Below are 19,974 nucleotides of genomic sequence, written 5' to 3'. Positions count from 1 at the left end.
GGTCATACGCTTTGAAGTCACCGAAATACTTGGTGATTGCTGCGGTCAGCGTGGTTTTACCGTGGTCAACGTGCCCAATCGTGCCGATGTTGACGTGCGGTTTTGTACGCTCAAACTTTTCCTTTGCCATGATGGCCTCCTTTTTCGGTAATGAAGGGAGCGCGTTAGCCGCGCTCCCTCAAATCTTCGCTTATGCGTATTTCGCCTGAATCTCGTCCGAGATGTTCTGCGGAACCGGATCGTAGTGGTCGAACTGCATGGTGAACTGGGCACGACCCGACGACATCGAACGCAGAGTGTTGATGTAGCCGAACATGTTGGCCAGCGGAACAAACGCATCGATGGCGATCGCGTTGCCGCGCGGCTCTTGTCCAGACACCTGGCCCCGACGCGAAGTCAGGTCGCCGATGATACCGCCGGTGTATTCTTCCGGGGTGATCACTTCGACCTTCATGATCGGTTCCAGCAGTTTTGCGCCAGCTTTGCGCATGCCTTCACGCATACACATCCGCGATGCGATTTCGAACGCCAGTACGCTCGAGTCAACGTCGTGGAACTTACCGTCCAGCAGGGCAACCTTGAAGTCGATCACGGGGAAGCCAGCCAGCGGGCCGCTATCCATGACCGAATTGATGCCTTTTTCAACACCCGGGATGTATTCCTTCGGAACGGCACCACCAACGATGCGGCTTTCGAAGGAATAGCCTTCGCCCGGCTCGGTCGGCTGGATCTCCAGCTTGACTTCGGCGAACTGACCCGAACCACCCGATTGTTTCTTGTGGGTGTAAGTGTGTTCGACCGGCATCGAGATGGTCTCACGGTATGCCACCTGCGGTGCACCGATGTTCGCCTCGACCTTGAATTCGCGCTTCAGACGGTCCACCAGGATGTCCAGGTGAAGTTCGCCCATGCCCTTCATGATGGTCTGACCCGATTCCAGGTCGGTTTCCACACGGAAGGACGGGTCTTCGGCGGCCAGACGGGCCAGACCCTGGGACATCTTCTCTTGGTCGCCCTTGGTTTTGGGCTCAACCGCGATCTCGATCACCGGATCGGGGAAGGTCATGGTTTCCAGAACCACCGGATCCTTCGCGTCACACAGGGTATCACCGGTGGTGGTGTCTTTCAGACCCGCCAGCGCGATGATGTCGCCTGCAAACGCTTCTTCGATCTCTTCCCGGTTGTTCGAGTGCATCATCATCATACGACCGATGCGCTCTTTCTTACCTTTGGTCGAGTTCAGGATCGAGTCACCCTTGTTCATGGTGCCCGAATAGATCCGAGTGAAGGTCAGCGAGCCAACGAAGGGGTCGTTCATGATTTTGAACGCCAGGCCCGAGAAGGCCATGTCGTCGTCTGCACGACGGGCGATGTCACGAACTTCTTCCTCGTCGCCGGGCTTGAAGCCCATGTAATCAACAACGTCCAGCGGGCTAGGCAGATAGTCGATCACAGCGTTGAGCAGCGGCTGAACGCCTTTGTTCTTGAACGCCGAACCACCCAGAACCGGAACGAACGCGATTTCCAGAGTACCTTTGCGCAGCAGGGCGCGCAGGGTCGGAACGTCGGGCTCATTGCCTTCCAGGTATTCCATCATCGCGTCGTCGTCCATTTCGACGGCCGCTTCGATCATCTTGCCGCGCCATTCGTCAGCCATGTCTTTCAGGCTGTCGCGGATCGGAGCTTTGATCCAGCTTGCGCCCAGATCTTCGCCCTGCCACAGCCACTCTTCCATGGTGACCAGGTCGATCAAGCCTTCCAGCTCGGACTCGGCGCCGATCGGAATACCAACCGGAACAGCACGTGCGCCGGTGCGGTCTTCGATCATGTTGACGCAGTTGAAGAAGTCAGCGCCGATCTTGTCCATCTTGTTGACGAAAACCATACGCGGAACCTTGTAGCGGTCAGCCTGACGCCACACGGTTTCGGTCTGGGGTTCAACACCGGCGTTTGCGTCCAGAACGCAGACGGCACCGTCGAGAACTGCCAGCGAACGTTCAACTTCGATGGTGAAGTCAACGTGGCCGGGAGTGTCGATGATGTTCAGGCGGTGCTTAGGCGTTTCTGCGGTCTGACCGTCCTCGGTGCGTTCCCAAAAAGTGGTGGTCGCAGCCGAAGTGATGGTGATGCCGCGTTCCTGCTCCTGCTCCATCCAGTCCATGGTGGCTGCACCATCGTGCACCTCACCGATGTTGTGGGATTTACCAGTGTAATACAGGATACGCTCCGAGCAGGTGGTCTTACCTGCGTCGATGTGCGCCATGATACCGAAGTTACGGTACAGTTCGAGCGGATATTCGCGTGCCATTGGTCTAAGCCTCTTGGATTACCAACGATAATGGCTGAAGGCTTTGTTCGCCTCGGCCATCTTGTGGGTGTCTTCACGCTTTTTCACGGCAGTACCGCGGGACTGTACAGCGTCCAGCAGTTCACCGGCAAGGCGTTCTTCCATGGTGTTTTCGTTGCGGGCGCGTGCAGCCGAGATCAGCCAACGGATGGCCAGGGCTTCGCGGCGCTCGGGGCGTACTTCGACCGGAACCTGGTAGGTTGCACCACCAACGCGGCGCGAGCGAACCTCGACCGACGGTTTGATGTTGTCGAGCGCTTCGTGGAACACTTCGACCGGTGCGCGCTTGATCTTGCCTTCAACGCGATCAAACGCGTTGTAGACGATGCGCTCTGCGACCGACTTCTTGCCGTCGATCATCAGGTTGTTCATGAATTTGGTCAGTACCTTGTCGCCAAACTTGGCGTCAGGCAGGACTTCGCGTTTTTCGGCGGCGTGACGACGTGACATATCAGCCTCTCCTTCTTACTTGGGACGCTTCGCGCCGTATTTCGAACGACGCTGCTTACGGTCTTTGACGCCCTGAGTATCCAGAACACCGCGCAGGATGTGGTAACGCACACCGGGAAGGTCTTTTACACGGCCGCCACGGATCAGAACAACCGAGTGTTCCTGCAGGTTGTGGCTTTCACCGGGGATGTACGAGATGACCTCGAACCCGTTGGTCAGGCGCACCTTGGCAACCTTACGCATAGCCGAGTTCGGCTTTTTAGGTGTGGTGGTGTACACGCGGGTGCAGACGCCGCGTTTCTGCGGGCACTGCTCCAGGTGCATGGACTTCGAGCGTTTTACTTTGGGCTGTCGCGGTTTGCGGATCAGCTGTTGAATAGTTGGCATTCCGGTTTCTTCCCCGTTTTGCAACACACATGACATGCACGCGCGTTGCGTGCGGTTAAACTTGCTGCACTTATGCGTCCACAAGCGCAAAACCCGCGAGCGTTCCCATTCCGAGGTGAACGTCGCGGTTGGTTATCAGAGGGCGCGAACTGCAAAATTGTTCAGGCCTTGACCAGTCCATTACTGAAATCGGTTATGGGGCGGCCCCCGGTACCGAGATAGCGCGCGTAATAGGGGGAGTCGGAGCAAGTGTCAACAGTGCACCCGTATGGGTGTCTCACCGGTCTGTTTATGCGGGAATATCAGGCCCCTTCCGGGATTTCCAGCACCGCAGCCGTTGCGACACCCTTTTCGGGAAGGCATAGTCTGTGCAACACGCTGCCCCACGGATCAAATATGCAAATCATCGGCCTGTGCCGCTTTTCCTATCCTGCCTATGGTGGCTTTCAAGTCGAACATGAAACGATCGAAGAACGTCGGCGGTACCTTTACAACCCCGCCCGCCTAGAAGAACGCTTTCGCCTGTTCGAAACCACTACACTGCCCTGCCTTCGAGAACAGACCAACGAGGATTTTCAGTTTCTCATCGTGATCGGTGATTGCCTTCCCAAACCCTCTCTGGATCGATTGCGCGATCTAACCGCCGGCATGCCACAGGTTCAGATCATCGCCCGCGCTCCGGGTCGACATCGCAAGGTGATGAAAGAGATTCTGAATGCCGCCCGCAACGACCCCAGCGACCCTTGCGTTCAATTCCGCCATGACGACGATGATGCCGTGTCAGTGGATTTTGTCGAACGTCTGCGCCTTGCCGTCGACGAGAGCAATGGTCTGATGGAGAACAACCGAACGGTCGCCATCGACTACAACAAGGGCTTTCTGGCCGAATTCGGGACAGATGGCATTCAGGCTGCCCAGGTTATGCGCCCCCTGTTGGGGATAGGCTTTGCGATGCATGTACGTGGAAATTGCGAGCAGACAATTATGAATTTCGCCCATCACCGGATCGGGAATTTCATGCCGGTCATCAGTTACCCTGACGCGCCGATGTGGGTGCGCACGCTCAACCAGTTTAACGATTCACGCAATGCGCGTGACACTAAGACTGAGCTGTTGCCTCTGACACCCGAACAAGAAGGTGAATTCATCGCCCGCTTTGCGATAGATCAGAACCTTGTGCGTCAAGTTCACTCGGCGGGCTGCGTCTGACGTTCGCGGAATAATGTGAACAGCCCTGCCCCAACGACCAGCGTTGCCCCGAACATGGTAATCGTGTCCGGCCATTCCCCGAAAATGAGCCACCCCAGCCCCAGAGCCCAGATCAGGCTGGAGTATCGGAAGGGCGCGACGAACCCGACCTCGCCTACGCGCATGACCATGACGCTGAACAAATAGCCCCCAAGTACGAACACCGCTGCCGATGCCACCATTAAACCAGCACCGACCGGCACCGGTTCCCAACCTGTTGCCACCGTGGCAATCCCCGCTGACACGGTAATCGTCAGGGACGTCGCCAAGGTAACCGCCAGCGAGGGCACATGCACCGACATCCGCCGCGTAATCAAATCCCGCGCCGTGACCGAGGCCACCGCAATCAAGGCATAGATCGCGTATATGCTGAACCCATCGGGGCCGGGCCGCACAATCAACAGCATCCCGACAAAGCCCAACACAATCGCCAGAACTCGTCGCCACCCGATCTGTTCGCGGAAAAACAGCACTGCGCCCAGCGTGACCGTCAGCGGCAGGGCCTGCAGCACTGCGGTCACGTTGGCCAGCGGCATATGCAGCAACGCGGTCAGAAAAAAGAACGTGGCCGACAGCTCGGCCAGACACCGGATCACCACCAGCCATTTGTCGTGACGCGGGAAATTCAGATGCAATGCCCCCAGATGACGCGCCAGCAGAAACACCAAAACCGTCGCCAAAAATCCGCGCATTGCTACCATCTGAAACAACGGCACCTCGGCACCTGCCGCCTTGATCAGAGCATCATTGATGGTAAAGGCGGCCATGCTGCCCATCATCAGCAGCGCGCCTTTCACGTTTGGAGTCATGGTTAAAGAATCCGGTCGAAAGTCGATTGCTGCATTGGCTCAATCGATCGACTTATTGTCAACGCAACTTAGTAGGCGAACAGGAAAATTACGTCTCAACTTGCCGGACACAATCTAATCGCCCTCAAAATCCAAAGACGCGCCCGCCGCCGATACCTTCGACGGTCACCCCGGCACTTAGGTTATGCGTCGCGATCAGCCCTCCGGACATGTTTAAAACCCCAAGCCGGTTGCCGTTTTGAAGTGCAACATAGAGCTCACGGCGTTCAGCGTTGATCCCGAGGCCAAAGCGCTCAATCTGCAATGCCGCGCCAACCGAGGGGTTGGTTGGGCGAATGACCCTTTTGGTGGTGCCGTTCAGATCAATCTCGGCAATCAGACGATTACGAATAAACAACACGTAGAGGGTGCCGGTATTTTTGTCGAAGGCCAGCCCGCCTATCGGTCCTTGTGGCTGCGCAAGCCTGATATGGCGCACGAACTGCCCGTCGCGCGTCAATTCTGAAATCATCAGACCGTTTGGATGATCCAGGAAAAGATGACCGTCTGCACCCCGAATAGCGAGCCCGCATTCCTTGATCGGGAAGTCGTCAGGAGTAACCCCTCCGCAACCGGCCGGTACGCGCTGCGCCGAAAAGGTGCGTAGAACGCGGCCATTTCGATCAAGTTCCTGCAACTGTGTACCGGGGAGATTGCGCAGGAAAATCCGCCGCCGCGGCTGGTCATAGGCAAGACCCACTATCGAAGCGGAAACTGGAATAAGCCGTGTGGTACCATCGGGAATTTTTACTTCCCGAGACGGCTGCCCCTGCGGCATCCCGACATAGGCGTAATCACTACATGCCGCCAGCAGGCCAATCCCCAAAACCGATAATGCACGAGACAATTTCAATACAGCTCTCATAATTCAAATCTCCGGTGGATTTGTGCGCGAGACGTAAAAAACCATACCATGAAAAGGGTTTTTCTAGAATAAAACTGCTCATATTTATTTGCGCCGAACCGAGCCGCACAGTCTGCGACCCATCCCTTGCCATTGTCAGCGCTTCAATCCAGGCAAAGGGCACAGGCGGCCACCCAAAGAAAAAGGCCCCGCGAAATCGCGGGGCCTGATCTTTGGATTATCGTAGTCGCTTACTCGCGGCTTTCCGGGGTTTCCACCAGAACGTCCAGCTCGTCTCCAACCATGTCGTCTTCGACAATCGGGGCAGCCAAGGCAGCGGCCGCTTCGGCCTCTTCCCGGCGGGCTTCGATCACGACGTTGTCGCGCGACTGGGCAACCTGACGCACAGCCTGGGTTGCACCACCTGTACCGGCAGGGATCAGGCGACCGACGATGACGTTCTCTTTCAGGCCAACCAGCTTGTCCTTTTTGCCCTGTACTGACGCTTCGGTCAGCACGCGGGTGGTTTCCTGGAACGACGCCGCCGAGATGAACGAACGCGTCTGCAGCGAGGCTTTGGTGATCCCCAAGAGGATCGGTTCGCCCTGAGCCGGACGGCCACCGCGCGAGAGGGTCTTCTCGTTGGCTGCGTCAAACTCCTGCTTGTCGACATGTTCGCCTTTCAGCAAGGTGGTGTCGCCTGAATCCAGGATCTCCCACTTCTGCAGCATCTGGCGCACGATGACCTCGATGTGCTTGTCGTTGATCTTCACGCCCTGCAGACGATAGACGTCCTGCACCTCGTCGATCATGTAATCCGCCAGCGCTTCGACACCCATGATGGACAGGATGTCATGAGGGGCCGGGTTACCATCCATCAGGTATTCGCCTTTCTGGATAAAGTCACCTTCCGCGACCGGGATATGTTTGCCCTTGGGAACCATATATTCGATCGTTTCCATCGACTCATCCGCCGGTTCGATGCTGATGCGGCGCTTGTTCTTGTAGTCGCGGCCAAAGCGCACGTAACCATCGGCTTCTGCGATGATCGCGTGATCTTTCGGACGTCGGGCTTCGAACAGTTCGGCCACACGCGGCAGACCACCTGTGATGTCCTTGGTCTTGGCACCTTCGCGCGGGATACGCGCGACAACGTCACCGGCTTCGATCTGCTGGCCATCTTCGACCGACAGGATCGCATCCACCGACATCGGATAGTGAACCGGGTTGCCAGCATCGTTGCGGACCGGCTCGCCATCTTCACCGACCAGAATGATCTCGGGCTTCAGATCGCTGCCTTTGGGGGCCGCACGCCAGTCGATCACGATCTTCTGAGTCATGCCGGTTGCGTCGTCGGTCTCATCGCGGACAGCGATGCCCGAAACGAGGTCAACGTATTTCGCAGTACCGGCTTTCTCGGCGATGATCGGCAGGGTGTAGGGATCCCACTCGAACAACTTGTCGCCACGGGCCACTTTGGTGCCATCCTTGACGAACAGCTTGGAACCGTAGCCCAGCTTGTGGCTGGCACGCTCTTCGCCATGTTCGTCCTTGATCACCATCTTCATGTTCCGGCCCATGACCAGACTTTCGCCTGCGGCATTGACCAGGATCTGCGGGTTCTCGAAGGAAACGACACCGTCCTGGCTGGCTTCTTGGAACGACTGCTGACCACCTTGCGCAACACCACCAATGTGGAAGGTCCGCATCGTCAGCTGTGTACCGGGCTCACCGATGGACTGGGCGGCGATGATGCCGACAGCCTCACCCGTGTTCACCATGGTACCGCGCGCAAGGTCACGACCGTAGCAGGTCGCACAGACGCCTTCCTCAGACTCACAGGTCAAAGGCGAGCGGATGCGCATGGACGCAACACCGGCTTCGTCAATGGTGTCGGCCATACGTTCGTCGATCAACTGACCAGCGGCCACGATCACCTCATCCGTACCCGGACGCAGAACGTCATCGGCAGAGACTCGGCCCAGCACACGTTCAGCCAGCGAGGCAACAACCTCACCGTCGTTCACCGCAGCTTCGGCGGTGATCGCACGCTCGGTTCCGCAGTCGATCTCACGAACGATGCAATCCTGCGCCACGTCTACCAGACGACGGGTCAGATAACCTGAGTTCGCCGTCTTCAGAGCGGTATCAGACAGACCCTTACGGGCGCCGTGGGTCGAGTTGAAGTATTCAAGAACGGTCAGGCCTTCCTTGAAGTTCGAGATGATCGGCGTCTCGATGATGTCACCGTTCGGTTTGGCCATCAGGCCGCGCATACCGCCCAGCTGTTTCATCTGAGTGACCGAACCACGCGCACCGGAGTGGGCCATCATGTAGACTGAGTTCGGTTCCTGCTCGGAACCGTCCTCTGCCCGATCCGAGGATGAGATCGTGCTCATCATCGCTTCGGTCACGCGGTCGTTACACTTCGACCAGGCATCGACAACCTTGTTGTACTTTTCGCCCTGAGTGATCAGGCCATCCATGTACTGCTGTTCAAAGTCCTTCACCTGACCGCGGGTGTCATCAACGATGCCCCATTTGTCATCCGGAATAACCATGTCGTCCTTGCCGAACGAGATGCCCGCCTTGAACGCTTCTTTGAAGCCCATCGACATGATCTGGTCACAGAAGATAACCGACTCTTTCTGACCGCAGTAGCGATAGACGGTGTCGATGACCTGCTGCACTTCTTTCTTCCGCAGCAAGCGGTTGACCAGCTCGAACGGCGCTTTGTTGTTCATCGGCAGCAACGCACCCAGACGCAGACGGCCCGGAGTGGTTTCATAACGCTTCTGAACTTCGTTGCCTTCGTCGTCGATCTGCGTGATCCGCGCGGTGATTTTCGAGTGCAGATGCACCTCACCCGCGTCCAGCGCGTGCTGGACTTCTTCGATCGAACCAAAGACTTTGCCTTCGCCCGGCATGCCTTCGCGTTCCAGGGTCACATAGTACAGACCCAGGATCATATCCTGCGACGGAACGATGATCGGCGCACCGTTTGCAGGCGACAGAACGTTGTTCGTCGACATCATCAGAACACGGGCTTCCAGCTGGGCCTCAAGGCTCAGCGGGACGTGAACCGCCATCTGGTCACCATCGAAGTCGGCGTTAAAGGCCGAACAGACCAGCGGGTGCAGCTGGATGGCTTTACCTTCGATCAGGACCGGCTCGAACGCCTGAATGCCAAGACGGTGCAGCGTCGGCGCACGGTTCAGCATGACAGGGTGTTCGCGGATCACCTCATCGAGGATATCCCACACTTCGGGACGCTCTTTCTCGACCAGTTTCTTCGCCTGCTTCACGGTCGAAGACAAACCTTTGGCTTCAAGGCGCGAATAGATGAACGGCTTGAACAGCTCTAGCGCCATCTTCTTGGGCAGACCACACTGGTGCAGCTTCAGCTCGGGACCGGTCACAATGACCGAACGGCCCGAGAAGTCGACGCGCTTACCCAGAAGGTTCTGACGGAAGCGGCCCTGCTTACCTTTCAGCATGTCTGACAGCGATTTCAGCGGACGCTTGTTGGCACCGGTGATCACGCGGCCACGACGGCCGTTGTCGAACAGAGCGTCAACGGATTCCTGCAGCATCCGCTTTTCGTTGCGGACGATGATGTCAGGCGCGCGCAGCTCAATCAGACGCTTCAGACGGTTGTTCCGGTTGATGACGCGGCGATACAGATCGTTCAGATCCGAGGTCGCGAAACGGCCACCATCCAGCGGAACCAGCGGACGTAGTTCCGGCGGAATAACCGGGATCACGGTCATCACCATCCACTCAGGCCGGTTGCCCGACTCGAGGAAGGATTCGACAACCTTCAGACGCTTGATGATCTTCTTGGGCTTCAGTTCGCCGGTTGCTTCGGCCAGATCAGCGCGCAGCTGCTCGGCTTCGGCTTCCAGATCGATCTGGGCCAGCATCTCACGGATGGCTTCTGCACCGATATTCGCGGTGAACGCGTCCATGCCATAGGCATCCTGCGCATCCATGTACTCTTCTTCGGTCAGCATCTGGCCGTAGGTCAGGTCGGTCAGACCGGGCTCGATGACGACATAGTTTTCAAAGTACAGAACGCGTTCCAGATCGCGCAGCGTCATGTCCAGCATCAGACCGATGCGGGACGGCAGCGATTTCAGGAACCAGATATGTGCGACGGGCGCGGCCAGTTCGATGTGGCCCATACGCTCGCGGCGGACTTTCTGCAGGGTGACTTCCACGCCACATTTCTCGCAGACAACGCCGCGATATTTCATCCGCTTATATTTGCCGCAAAGACATTCGTAATCTTTGATCGGGCCAAAGATACGCGCGCAGAACAGACCGTCACGCTCGGGCTTGAACGTCCGGTAGTTGATGGTTTCGGGTTTCTTGATCTCACCATAGGACCAAGACAGGATCCGTTCAGGGCTGGCCAGCGAGACCTTGATCTCGTCGAAAACCTTAGGCGGCGTCAGCGGGTTGAACGGGTTATTGGTGATTTCCTGGTTCATTTTGATACCTCAAATTTTGCGGAAGGGGGGACGGGAGGAAGAGCCGAGGCCCTTACTCCTCAACCTCCGCATCCAGGAGTTCCATATTCAGGCCGAGGCCACGGACTTCTTTCACCAGAACGTTGAACGATTCCGGTACGCCCGCTTCAAAGTTATCCTCGCCCTTGACGATCGACTCATAGACCTTGGTCCGGCCGGCGACGTCATCCGATTTCACGGTGAGCATCTCCTGCAGGGTGTAGGCGGCGCCGTAAGCTTCCAGAGCCCAGACTTCCATCTCACCAAAGCGCTGACCACCGAACTGCGCCTTACCACCCAGCGGCTGCTGGGTAACCAGGCTGTACGGCCCGGTCGAACGCGCGTGGATCTTGTCGTCCACCAGGTGGTGCAGTTTCAGCAGGTATTTGATGCCCACGGTCACCGGACGTGCGAATTGCTCACCGGTGCGACCGTCGAACAGGATCGACTGACCGCTTTCCGAGAAGCCCGCACGCACCAGCGCATCGTTGACGTCAGCCTCTTTGGCACCATCAAAGACCGGGGTCGCGATCGGAACACCGCGGGTCACGTTGCCCGCCGCCTCGATCAGGTGACCCTCGTCCATGTTGGCAATGCCTTCTTCATAGACATTCTCGCCATAGGCCAGCTTCATCGCTTCGCGCACCGGGGTCAGGTCGCCGGAACGGCGGTATTCACCCAGAGCTTCGTCGATGTTCAGACCCAGACCGCGCGCGGCCCAACCCATGTGGGTTTCAAGGATCTGACCAACGTTCATACGCGACGGCACGCCCAGCGGGTTCAGACAGAAGTCAACCGGAGTACCATCGGCCAGGAACGGCATGTCTTCCATCGGGACAACCTTGGAGATCACACCTTTGTTCCCGTGACGACCGGCCATCTTGTCGCCCGGCTGCAGCTTACGCTTCACGGCAATAAAGACTTTGACCATCTTCATCACACCCGGCGGCAGGTCGTCGCCACGGCGGACCTTCTCGACCTTGTCTTCGAAACGGGCGTCCAGAGCACGCTTAAGCACTTCGTACTGCTCGTTCAGCGCTTCGACGATCTGTGCGTCCTTCTCGTCTTCCAGCGCCAGTTGCCACCACTGACCACGGGTCAGGGTTTCCAGCAGATCCTCGGTGATTGCCGAGCCTGCCTTGACGCCTTTCGGGCCTTTGACAGCAGTTTTACCCAGGATCAGGCCTTGCAGACGCGCATAGATGTTGCGGTCCAGGATCGCCAGCTCGTCGTCCCGGTCACGGGCCAGACGCTCGACTTCCTCACGCTCGATCTGCAGCGCACGCTCGTCTTTCTCGACGCCGTGACGGTTGAAGACGCGAACTTCGACCACTGTACCGTAATCGCCCGGCTTCACGCGCAGCGAGGTGTCGCGCACGTCAGATGCTTTTTCACCAAAGATGGCGCGCAGCAGCTTTTCTTCCGGGGTCATCGGGCTTTCGCCCTTCGGAGTGATCTTGCCGACCAGAATATCGCCCGGCTCAACATCCGCACCGATGTAAACGATGCCCGCCTCGTCGAGGTTACGCAGCGCTTCTTCACCGACGTTCGGGATGTCGCGGGTGATCTCTTCCGGGCCCAGCTTGGTGTCACGGGCGGCGACTTCAAATTCCTCGATATGGACCGAGGTAAAGACGTCATCGCGCGCGATACGTTCACTGATCAGGATCGAGTCTTCGTAGTTGTAGCCGTTCCACGGCATGAACGCGACGACCACGTTTTTACCAAGCGCCAGTTCACCGATATCGGTGGACGGACCATCGGCAACAACCTCGCCTTTCATGACGGTGTCGCCCACTTTCACCAGCGGACGCTGGTTGATGCAGGTGTTCTGGTTCGATCGCTGGAATTTGCGCAGACGATAGATGTCAACGCCAGCGTCGCCCAGTTCCAGATCTTCGGTGGCACGGATAACGATACGCTGGGCATCGACCTGGTCGATGATGCCGGCGCGTTTCGCCTGGATCGCAGCGCCCGAGTCGATCGCAACCTTTTCCTCGATCCCGGTACCGACCAGCGGTGCCTCGGCCCGCAGCAGCGGAACCGCCTGACGTTGCATGTTCGAGCCCATCAGAGCGCGGTTGGCGTCGTCATTTTCAAGGAACGGAATCAGCGATGCAGCAACCGAAACCAACTGTTTCGGCGACACGTCGATCAGGTCCACATTCTCGCGCGGAGCGAGGGTGTAGTCACCGGCCTGACGGGTCGAGACCAGATCGTTGATGAACTTGCCGTTCTGATCCAGCGTCGCGTTCGCCTGCGCCACGGTGTGACGCATTTCCTCGGTCGCGGACATGTAGTGAACCTCATCGGTCACCTCGGCGTCTTTGACAACGCGGTAGGGTGTTTCGATGAAGCCATACTTGTTCACGCGGGCAAAGGTGGCCAGCGAGTTGATCAGACCGATGTTCGGACCTTCCGGCGTTTCAATCGGGCACATCCGACCATAGTGGGTCGGGTGAACGTCACGCACCTCAAAGCCCGCACGTTCACGCGTCAGACCACCGGGGCCAAGCGCCGAGAGACGGCGTTTGTGGGTGACTTCCGACAGCGGGTTGGTCTGGTCCATGAACTGCGACAGCTGCGACGAGCCGAAGAATTCGCGGACAGCAGCAGCAGCCGGTTTCGCGTTGATCAGGTCCTGCGGCATGACGGTGTCGATCTCGACTGACGACATACGCTCTTTGATCGCGCGCTCCATGCGCAGCAAGCCGACGCGGTACTGGTTTTCCATCAACTCGCCGACCGAACGGACACGGCGGTTGCCGAGGTGGTCGATGTCGTCGATGTCGCCCTTACCGTCACGCAGCTCCACCAGCGCCTTGATGCAGGCCACAATGTCTTCGCGGCGCAGGGTGCGCAGGGTGTCCGGCGCGTCCAGAGCCAAACGCATGTTCATCTTCACACGGCCAACGGCGGACAGGTCATAACGCTCGCTGTCGAAGAACAGCGTGTCGAACAGGGCCGAGGCCGCTTCGACGGTGGGCGGCTCGCCCGGGCGCATGACACGGTAGATGTCCATCAGCGCGCTTTCGCGGCCCATGTTCTTGTCCTGCGCCATGGTATTGCGCATGTAGGGGCCAACATTGACGTTGTCGATGTCCAGAACCGGGATGTCGGTGATACCTGCGTCGATCAGCTCTTTCACTGTGCCGCCGATCAACTCGCCGTCCTTGTCGTATTCCAGGGTCAGCTCATCACCGGCTTCGACATAGATCGCGCCGTTTTCTTCGTTGATGATGTCCTTGGCGACGAACTTGCCGACGATGTGATCAAAAGGAACCAACAGGTTGGTGACGACGCCTTCTTCGATCAGCTTCTTGACCGCGCGAGGAGTGACTTTCTTACCTGCTTCAGCAATCACTTCACCGGATTTGGCGTCGACCAGATCATAGGTCGGGCGGGTGCCGCGCACTCGCTCGGGGAAGAACGGCGCGATCCAGCCCTTTTTCTTGTCCAGCTTGTAGGACACGGTGTTGTAATACGCGTCCATGATCGCTTCTTGATCCAGACCCAGCGCATACAGCAGGGTTGTCACAGGCAGTTTGCGGCGGCGGTCGATACGGGCGAAAACGATGTCCTTGGCGTCGAACTCAAAGTCCAGCCAGCTGCCGCGATACGGGATGATGCGGCAGGCAAACAGCAGCTTGCCCGAGGAATGGGTTTTGCCCTTGTCGTGGTCAAAGAACACACCGGGCGAGCGGTGCATCTGGGACACGATCACACGCTCGGTACCATTCACGATGAAGGTCCCGTTCGGCGTCATCAGGGGCATATCGCCCATGAACACGTCCTGTTCCTTGATGTCTTTTACCGACTTGGCGCCGGTATCTTCGTCGACATCAAACACGATCAGACGCAGAGTGACCTTCAGCGGCGCGCTGTAGGTCATGTCGCGCTGCATGCACTCTTCGACGTCGTATTTGGGTTTTTCCAGATCGTATTTCACGAACTCCAGAACGGAGGTTTCGTTGAAATCCTTGATCGGGAAAACCGACTGGAACACACCTTTGATGCCTTCGCCGTCAGTGGGCTGCTCTGCATCGCCGGAGCGCAGGAAAAGATCATAAGAAGATTTCTGGACCTCAATGAGGTTCGGCATCTCCAGCACTTCGCGGATTTTGCCGTAATATTTCCGAAGACGTTTCTGGCCAAGGAACGTTTGAGCCATGTCAGATGTCACCTTTCGATGTTCTCAGCGGGCAAAGACACCGTCGGGCCCCGGCGCCTTGCACATTCGAGACGACACGTCCGGATCAATTCGTGGCCACCGTCCCGAAGGCAGCCTCCCGATCCGAAAACCGCGTCTTAGAAAACGCCCCCGTTCATGAGGCCCTTTCTAAGACAGGTTCGGCTGGACCCGGATTTCTCCGGGCCCAGCCAAATATTGCGGCGCATCAGCGATGCGCCAGACAACGGGCTTAGGCCAGTTCGACCTCGGCGCCAGCTGCTTCCAGCTTGCCTTTGATCTCTTCGGCTTCGTCTTTCGACACAGCTTCTTTGATCTTGCCGCCAGCTTCGACCAGCTCTTTGGCTTCTTTCAGGCCCAGACCGGTGATGCCGCGAACTTCTTTGATCACGTTGATTTTCGAAGCGCCGGCGTTCTTCAGAACGACGTCGAATTCGGTTTTTTCTTCCTCAGCTGCGCCACCGGCGTCGCCACCAGCTGCGACCATTACGGCGCCGCCAGCTGCGGGCTCGATGCCGTATTCGTCTTTGAGGATGGTTTTCAGTTCTTGTGCTTCCAGCAGGGTCAGACCCACGATGCTTTCTGCGAGTGCTTTCAGATCAGCCATTTTATCAGCTCTTTCCGTTTACAGTGTGTGTTCCAACGTCAGGGTATTCACCCTACGCAGATCATTCAGTGCCAACCGCTTACGCAGCTTCCGCCTTCTCTTCGATGGTGGAAAGGATGCTTGCGATGTTGCTTGCAGGTGCGCCAATCGCGCCGGCGATATTCGAAGCAGGTGCGCCAATGCAGCCCACGATCGAAGCAATGAGCTCCTCGCGAGACGGCATTTTCGAAACTGTTTCGACGCCTTTGCGGTCCAGAGCGTTCTCACCCATTGCACCGCCAAGAATCTCAAAATTCTTGTTATCCTTGGCGAAGTCCTCGGCCACCTTGGCTGCTGCCACGGGGTCCTCGGAATAGGTCAGAACGGTCATCCCTGTCAGCAGGTCGGCCATGCTTGCACACGGCTTACCCTCAAGGGCGATTTTGGCGAGCCTGTTCTTGGCAACACGCACGGCGCCACCCGCGTCACGAGCACGTGCGCGAAGGTCCTGCATCTCGGCAACTGTCAGACCGGCGTAGTGCGAAACCACTACGACGCCAGAGCTTTCGAAGATTTGGCCGAGTTCCTCGACCACTTTCTCTTTCTGGGCTCTATCCACAGTTCTCTCCAAGTTAGGGGTGATACCTCACCCCGGCTCATATTTGCCGAAGGGTTAACCCCGGCGTTCAGGTCCGTTGTTACGGGATTGGCCAAAACTCGCCCGAGGATCGTGACCCTCAGAATTCTTTGGTCTTACCCGTCTCAGGCAGGGAATTAAGGGGCCGAATGGACCCACCCACCGTCTTGGACGAAACAAAATAAAGCGCACGACGAATCGCACGCTTTATTCCGCAGCTCTATTTAGGCCAGATGGCAGGGGTTTCCAAGGGGTAAATTGACCGTTCCAACCGGATTGCTTCACCGCCCAGATCCGTCGTGCAAAACCCAAAGCCAGCCATCACAGCATTGACATGACACCAGCCCTGAGGTCCATTCGATCCGCACAGTGAAAAGCCACATAGAACGACGCATTTGAATGCTGGATCTTTCCGATACTGAACAGACATTCGCTTCAGAGTGTGTGGCCGAGTTTTCACGGCGCAATCCTGTCGGGCCTGTGAAGAAAGTCGAATGCGTCTATCGCTCGCACGCGTTTCCGGATTCGCGTCTGGTCTTGAAAATCACAACCGGAATTGAAAGCTTTGCGCTGAAAATCGACAACAACTCTCCCACCACTGGAAGGCTGCGGGATGAGTTCAGCCTGCTAACCGATCTTCACCAGCATTTTGAAAACAACCCGTCATCGCAGGTTATCCGCCCGATTTACCTGTCGCCATCTGAAACCTTCTTTGTCACCGAATTCATCAACCGGCCAACCGCGGTCGACCTGATCTATAACAGCAAGAACGAAAATCAGGTTGCCCAGATTTTTCGCCGTGCTGGATCATGGTTGAATGATCTTCATGACCGCCACCCCCCGGCGAGCTATGCATTTCGGCCAAAATGGATGACGGACAGCATTCGCGACCTGTCAACTACAGTGCCCTATGATATCGCGGGCACAAGTCGGAAAATGGTAAACGTCATGCTGGCCGAAGCTGCTCGCCTGAAGGGCATTCAGGATATCCGGGTCTTTTCGCATGGAGATTTTCACGGGCAGAACCTGATTGTCGGGCAGGGAAAAACGATTGGCCTGGATTTTACTGAATCCCGCGAAAAGCTGGCCGTGTACGATATTGTCGACTTTCTAAAGGCAGATATTTTTCGCGACGGGGCCGGACCCGATGTGGATCGCAGCGGTATTCTCAGAAAAAACAAGGATATGTTCTTTCGCCGTTATCGGCATCCCATCAACATGGAAATTCTGGATTACTGCATCCGGGGACGGTTGTTGAAGGACTGGCTGGCGTTGTGGCAACCCAACCACGACTGTAGCCCGTTTGAGGAAGACAAACGACAGCGGTTGGGCAATCGCTTGAAAGTTGTGTTTCAAGGATAATGAGACTGTTGCGGTAACCGTCCCAGTTGACAATTATTTGTGCGGTATTTTGAAGAACCCGGTTGACGCATCCACCCAACCAATTTCTTATCTTTCAGCAAAATTTCGCGTGGCCTTCGTCGCCTTTGGCCCAACATAACAAGTACAAAAGAGGAATAATCGCGCAGATGGTTCTCCGCAGTTTTTTCGCTCAGGACAGTGCCAGTCTAATCGCCACATTCGTTCCGGCCGGGGGCGATGCCAATGACATTGTCGTCGGTGGATCTATTATCAACAACTCAGACACACCGGACGGCACCATTTTTGCCTATTCGGGTGGATTTGGCACTACTGTCACACTGGACGACACCAGCGGCAGCCCGGATATATTCGACGACGATCAGGAAACGGGCCACATCATTACTGATGGCGGTGGCATCGTCACAAATGGCACACAGGTTGAATCTGAGTCCGTGATCACCGTGCGGGCTCTGGACATTAACGGAAACCCAACCGGACCCGAGATTGACATCTACGTGTTTTCCCAGAACGGGGTCACGCAGGACGTTTGGGGCTATAGCACGTCGGCCCCCCTGGTGCCGGGAACCTCTTATGTCAAAATCAGCGGCTCAAACGCGGGGTCGTCGCCCTATACGGATTTCATTACGTGCTTTGGCCTGGGAACCCTGATCGAAACCGAAGATGGTGACGTCGAAGTGCAGAACCTGAAAAAGGGTCAGCGCGTCTGGACCCGGGATGGCGGGCTGCAACCGATCCTGTGGATCGGAACGACCGAGGTTCATGGCCATGGCGCGTTCGCTCCGGTCGTGATCGAAGCTGGCGCCATCGGAAACACGCATGAGCTTGTGGTCTCGCAACAGCACAGGGTCCTGATACAGTCACCGGCAACCGACATGCTGTTTGGCTCGTCCGAAGTGTTCGTGGCCGCGAAGCACCTGTGCGGCCTTCCCGGCGTTTCGATCCGTGAGACGGACCGCATCACCTATACGCATTTCATGTTCGACCGGCATCACATTGTGCGATCAAACGGCGCGCTGACGGAAAGCTACTATTACGGCGATACTGCCAAATATTCCCTATCATCCCCGCAAAGGGCGGAAATCCTCGCGCTTTTCCCATCGGTTGAAGAGATCGGAAATGCGTTCCAGCACACGGCCGTCAAGACAATCGGGGCGCATGAAGCCCGCGTATTGCGCACATACCTCTGATCACGCGGACCGCAAAAATGAAAAACCCGGGTCGCATATGCAACCCGGGTTCTTTTTCTAAGCGCTTGGCTGGGGCTTATTCGCCGGCCGCAGCCGCCACATCCAGAGTCACGCCGGGGCCCATGGTCGAGCTCAGCGCGATTTTCTTCATGTAGGTGCCTTTGGCGCCCGACGGCTTGGCCTTGGCCACGGCCGAGATGAAGGCACGGACGTTTTCGACCAGCTTGGCTTCGTCGAACGACGCTTTGCCAACGCCGGCGTGTACAACGCCGCCTTTTTCCGCCTTGAACTGAACTTCACCACCCTTGGCTGCTTCAACGGCCGCTTTCACGTCCATGGTAACAGTGCCGACCTTGGGGTTCGGCATCAGGTTGCGGGGGCCCAGAACTTTACCCAGACGGCCAACGATCGGCATCATGTCCGGGGTGGCAATGCAGCGATCGAATTCGATGGTGCCGCCCTGAATGGTTTCCATCAGGTCCTCTGCGCCGATGATGTCCGCGCCTGCTTCTTTCGCTTCGTCAGCCTTGGGGCCACGTGCGAACACAGCAACGCGCATCGCTTTGCCGGTGCCGTTCGGCAGGCCGACAACGCCACGAACCATTTGGTCCGCGTGACGGGTGTCAACGCCCAGGTTCAGAGCGATTTCGATGGTCTCGTCGAACTTCGAAGTGGCGTTGCCTTTGACCAGGGAAACAGCTTCTTCGACCGACAGGTTTTCCTTGCCAGCGACAGCTTCGCGCGCAGCGCGGGTACGTTTACCAAGTTTTGCCATCTTACTTCACCTCGATGCCCATAGAGCGGGCCGAGCCCAGGATGATCTGCATTGCGCCTTCGACGTCGTTGGCGTTGAGATCTTTCATTTTGGCTTCGGCGATTTCGCGAACCTGCTTACTGGTCACGGTTGCCACGGTCTCGCGACCTGGGTTTTCCGCGCCACGAGGGCGGTTACGCTTGCCGACCGGCTTCAGGCCAGCTGCTTTTTTCAGGTAGTAAGACGCGGGCGGCGTCTTGATGTCCATGGTGAAGGACTTGTCCTGATAATAGGTGATCACGGTCGGGCAAGGTGCGCCCTGCTCCATATCTGCGGTCTTGGCGTTGAACGCCTTGCAGAATTCCATGATGTTGATGCCGCGCTGACCCAGCGCCGGACCAACTGGCGGCGACGGGTTCGCCTGACCTGCAGGAACCTGCAGTTTCATTGTACCAGCAAGCTTCTTGGCCATTTGGTTTTCCTTTCAACGTAGATAGGACGCGTCCTACCCGGTTTATGTTGCGTGGTCCGATCCGGGATCGCGATCCCAGCAACCTCCCACGAGAGAATCTCGCCCGAAGACGATAGAGGCGGCATGTATAG

15 protein-coding genes are annotated in these 19,974 nt (G+C 57.3%); 3 read left to right on the top strand and 12 right to left on the bottom strand.

What is annotated here, in order from left to right; translation table 11 throughout:
- The 4 genes from ACR0B8_RS18345 to rpsL form a co-directional block, all read right to left on the bottom strand.
- On the bottom strand, nucleotides 1-130 hold a 130-nt coding region (locus ACR0B8_RS18345; RefSeq protein WP_254443686.1), incomplete at its 3' end, for a GTP-binding protein.
- Nucleotides 131-190: 60 nt separating this feature from the next.
- The gene (fusA, locus tag ACR0B8_RS18340) at nucleotides 191-2,308 is read right to left on the bottom strand and encodes an elongation factor G (protein ID WP_170350956.1); all 2,118 of its coding nucleotides are present in this window, start codon (nucleotides 2,306-2,308) and stop codon (nucleotides 191-193) included.
- A gap of 18 nt (nucleotides 2,309-2,326) precedes the next feature.
- Nucleotides 2,327-2,797 carry a 30S ribosomal protein S7 gene (rpsG, locus tag ACR0B8_RS18335; protein ID WP_058283017.1) on the bottom strand — a complete coding sequence of 157 codons (471 nt, stop codon included), beginning with the start codon at nucleotides 2,795-2,797 and terminating at the stop codon, nucleotides 2,327-2,329.
- Between the two features lie 15 nt (nucleotides 2,798-2,812).
- Nucleotides 2,813-3,184, bottom strand: a complete 372-nt coding sequence (rpsL, locus tag ACR0B8_RS18330; RefSeq protein WP_005621086.1) for a 30S ribosomal protein S12 — start codon at nucleotides 3,182-3,184, stop codon at nucleotides 2,813-2,815.
- A gap of 396 nt (nucleotides 3,185-3,580) precedes the next feature.
- Between rpsL and ACR0B8_RS18325 the strand changes: the two genes are divergently transcribed.
- Nucleotides 3,581-4,393, top strand: a complete 813-nt coding sequence (locus ACR0B8_RS18325; RefSeq protein WP_170362283.1) for a putative rhamnosyl transferase — start codon at nucleotides 3,581-3,583, stop codon at nucleotides 4,391-4,393.
- Here ACR0B8_RS18325 and ACR0B8_RS18320 read toward each other — a convergent pair.
- The 6 genes from ACR0B8_RS18320 to rplJ form a co-directional block, all read right to left on the bottom strand.
- Entirely contained in the window at nucleotides 4,372-5,241 is an 870-nt protein-coding gene (locus ACR0B8_RS18320) for a DMT family transporter (RefSeq protein ID WP_226689201.1), read from the bottom strand. The two genes, ACR0B8_RS18325 and ACR0B8_RS18320, sit on opposite strands and share 22 nt — an antisense overlap.
- A gap of 124 nt (nucleotides 5,242-5,365) precedes the next feature.
- Nucleotides 5,366-6,145 carry a hypothetical protein gene (locus ACR0B8_RS18315; protein WP_170350959.1) on the bottom strand — a complete coding sequence of 260 codons (780 nt, stop codon included), beginning with the start codon at nucleotides 6,143-6,145 and terminating at the stop codon, nucleotides 5,366-5,368.
- A 230-nt stretch (nucleotides 6,146-6,375) separates the two neighbouring features.
- Nucleotides 6,376-10,617 carry a DNA-directed RNA polymerase subunit beta' gene (gene rpoC, locus ACR0B8_RS18310; protein WP_226689202.1) on the bottom strand — a complete coding sequence of 1,414 codons (4,242 nt, stop codon included), beginning with the start codon at nucleotides 10,615-10,617 and terminating at the stop codon, nucleotides 6,376-6,378.
- Nucleotides 10,618-10,669: 52 nt separating this feature from the next.
- Nucleotides 10,670-14,806 carry a DNA-directed RNA polymerase subunit beta gene (rpoB, locus tag ACR0B8_RS18305; RefSeq protein WP_170350961.1) on the bottom strand — a complete coding sequence of 1,379 codons (4,137 nt, stop codon included), beginning with the start codon at nucleotides 14,804-14,806 and terminating at the stop codon, nucleotides 10,670-10,672.
- Nucleotides 14,807-15,056: 250 nt separating this feature from the next.
- Nucleotides 15,057-15,431 (bottom strand): 50S ribosomal protein L7/L12, encoded by a 375-nt coding sequence (gene rplL, locus ACR0B8_RS18300; protein WP_170350962.1) that lies wholly within the window; start codon nucleotides 15,429-15,431, stop codon nucleotides 15,057-15,059.
- A 79-nt stretch (nucleotides 15,432-15,510) separates the two neighbouring features.
- Nucleotides 15,511-16,029 (bottom strand): 50S ribosomal protein L10, encoded by a 519-nt coding sequence (gene rplJ / locus ACR0B8_RS18295; RefSeq protein ID WP_058283024.1) that lies wholly within the window; start codon nucleotides 16,027-16,029, stop codon nucleotides 15,511-15,513.
- Nucleotides 16,030-16,446: 417 nt separating this feature from the next.
- Between rplJ and ACR0B8_RS18290 the strand changes: the two genes are divergently transcribed.
- Entirely contained in the window at nucleotides 16,447-17,409 is a 963-nt protein-coding gene (locus tag ACR0B8_RS18290; protein WP_170362285.1) for a phosphotransferase, read from the top strand.
- 167 nt (nucleotides 17,410-17,576) lie between these two features.
- Nucleotides 17,577-18,617: a Hint domain-containing protein gene (locus ACR0B8_RS18285; protein WP_170362286.1), complete on the top strand. Its 1,041-nt coding sequence runs from the start codon at nucleotides 17,577-17,579 to the stop codon at nucleotides 18,615-18,617.
- Nucleotides 18,618-18,693: 76 nt separating this feature from the next.
- On the opposite strand, the gene rplA is transcribed toward ACR0B8_RS18285, so the two are convergent.
- The gene (gene rplA, locus ACR0B8_RS18280; protein WP_170350965.1) at nucleotides 18,694-19,392 is read right to left on the bottom strand and encodes a 50S ribosomal protein L1; all 699 of its coding nucleotides are present in this window, start codon (nucleotides 19,390-19,392) and stop codon (nucleotides 18,694-18,696) included.
- Between the two features lies 1 nt (nucleotide 19,393).
- Nucleotides 19,394-19,843, bottom strand: a complete 450-nt coding sequence (gene rplK, locus ACR0B8_RS18275; RefSeq protein ID WP_037314971.1) for a 50S ribosomal protein L11 — start codon at nucleotides 19,841-19,843, stop codon at nucleotides 19,394-19,396.
- Nucleotides 19,844-19,974: the final 131 nt, after the last annotated feature.

It is taken from the genome of Ruegeria sp. BH6 (genome assembly GCF_056538105.1).
The sequence above is the reverse complement of the archived record's forward strand: the minus strand, read 5'-3'. Positions and strand labels throughout refer to the sequence as shown.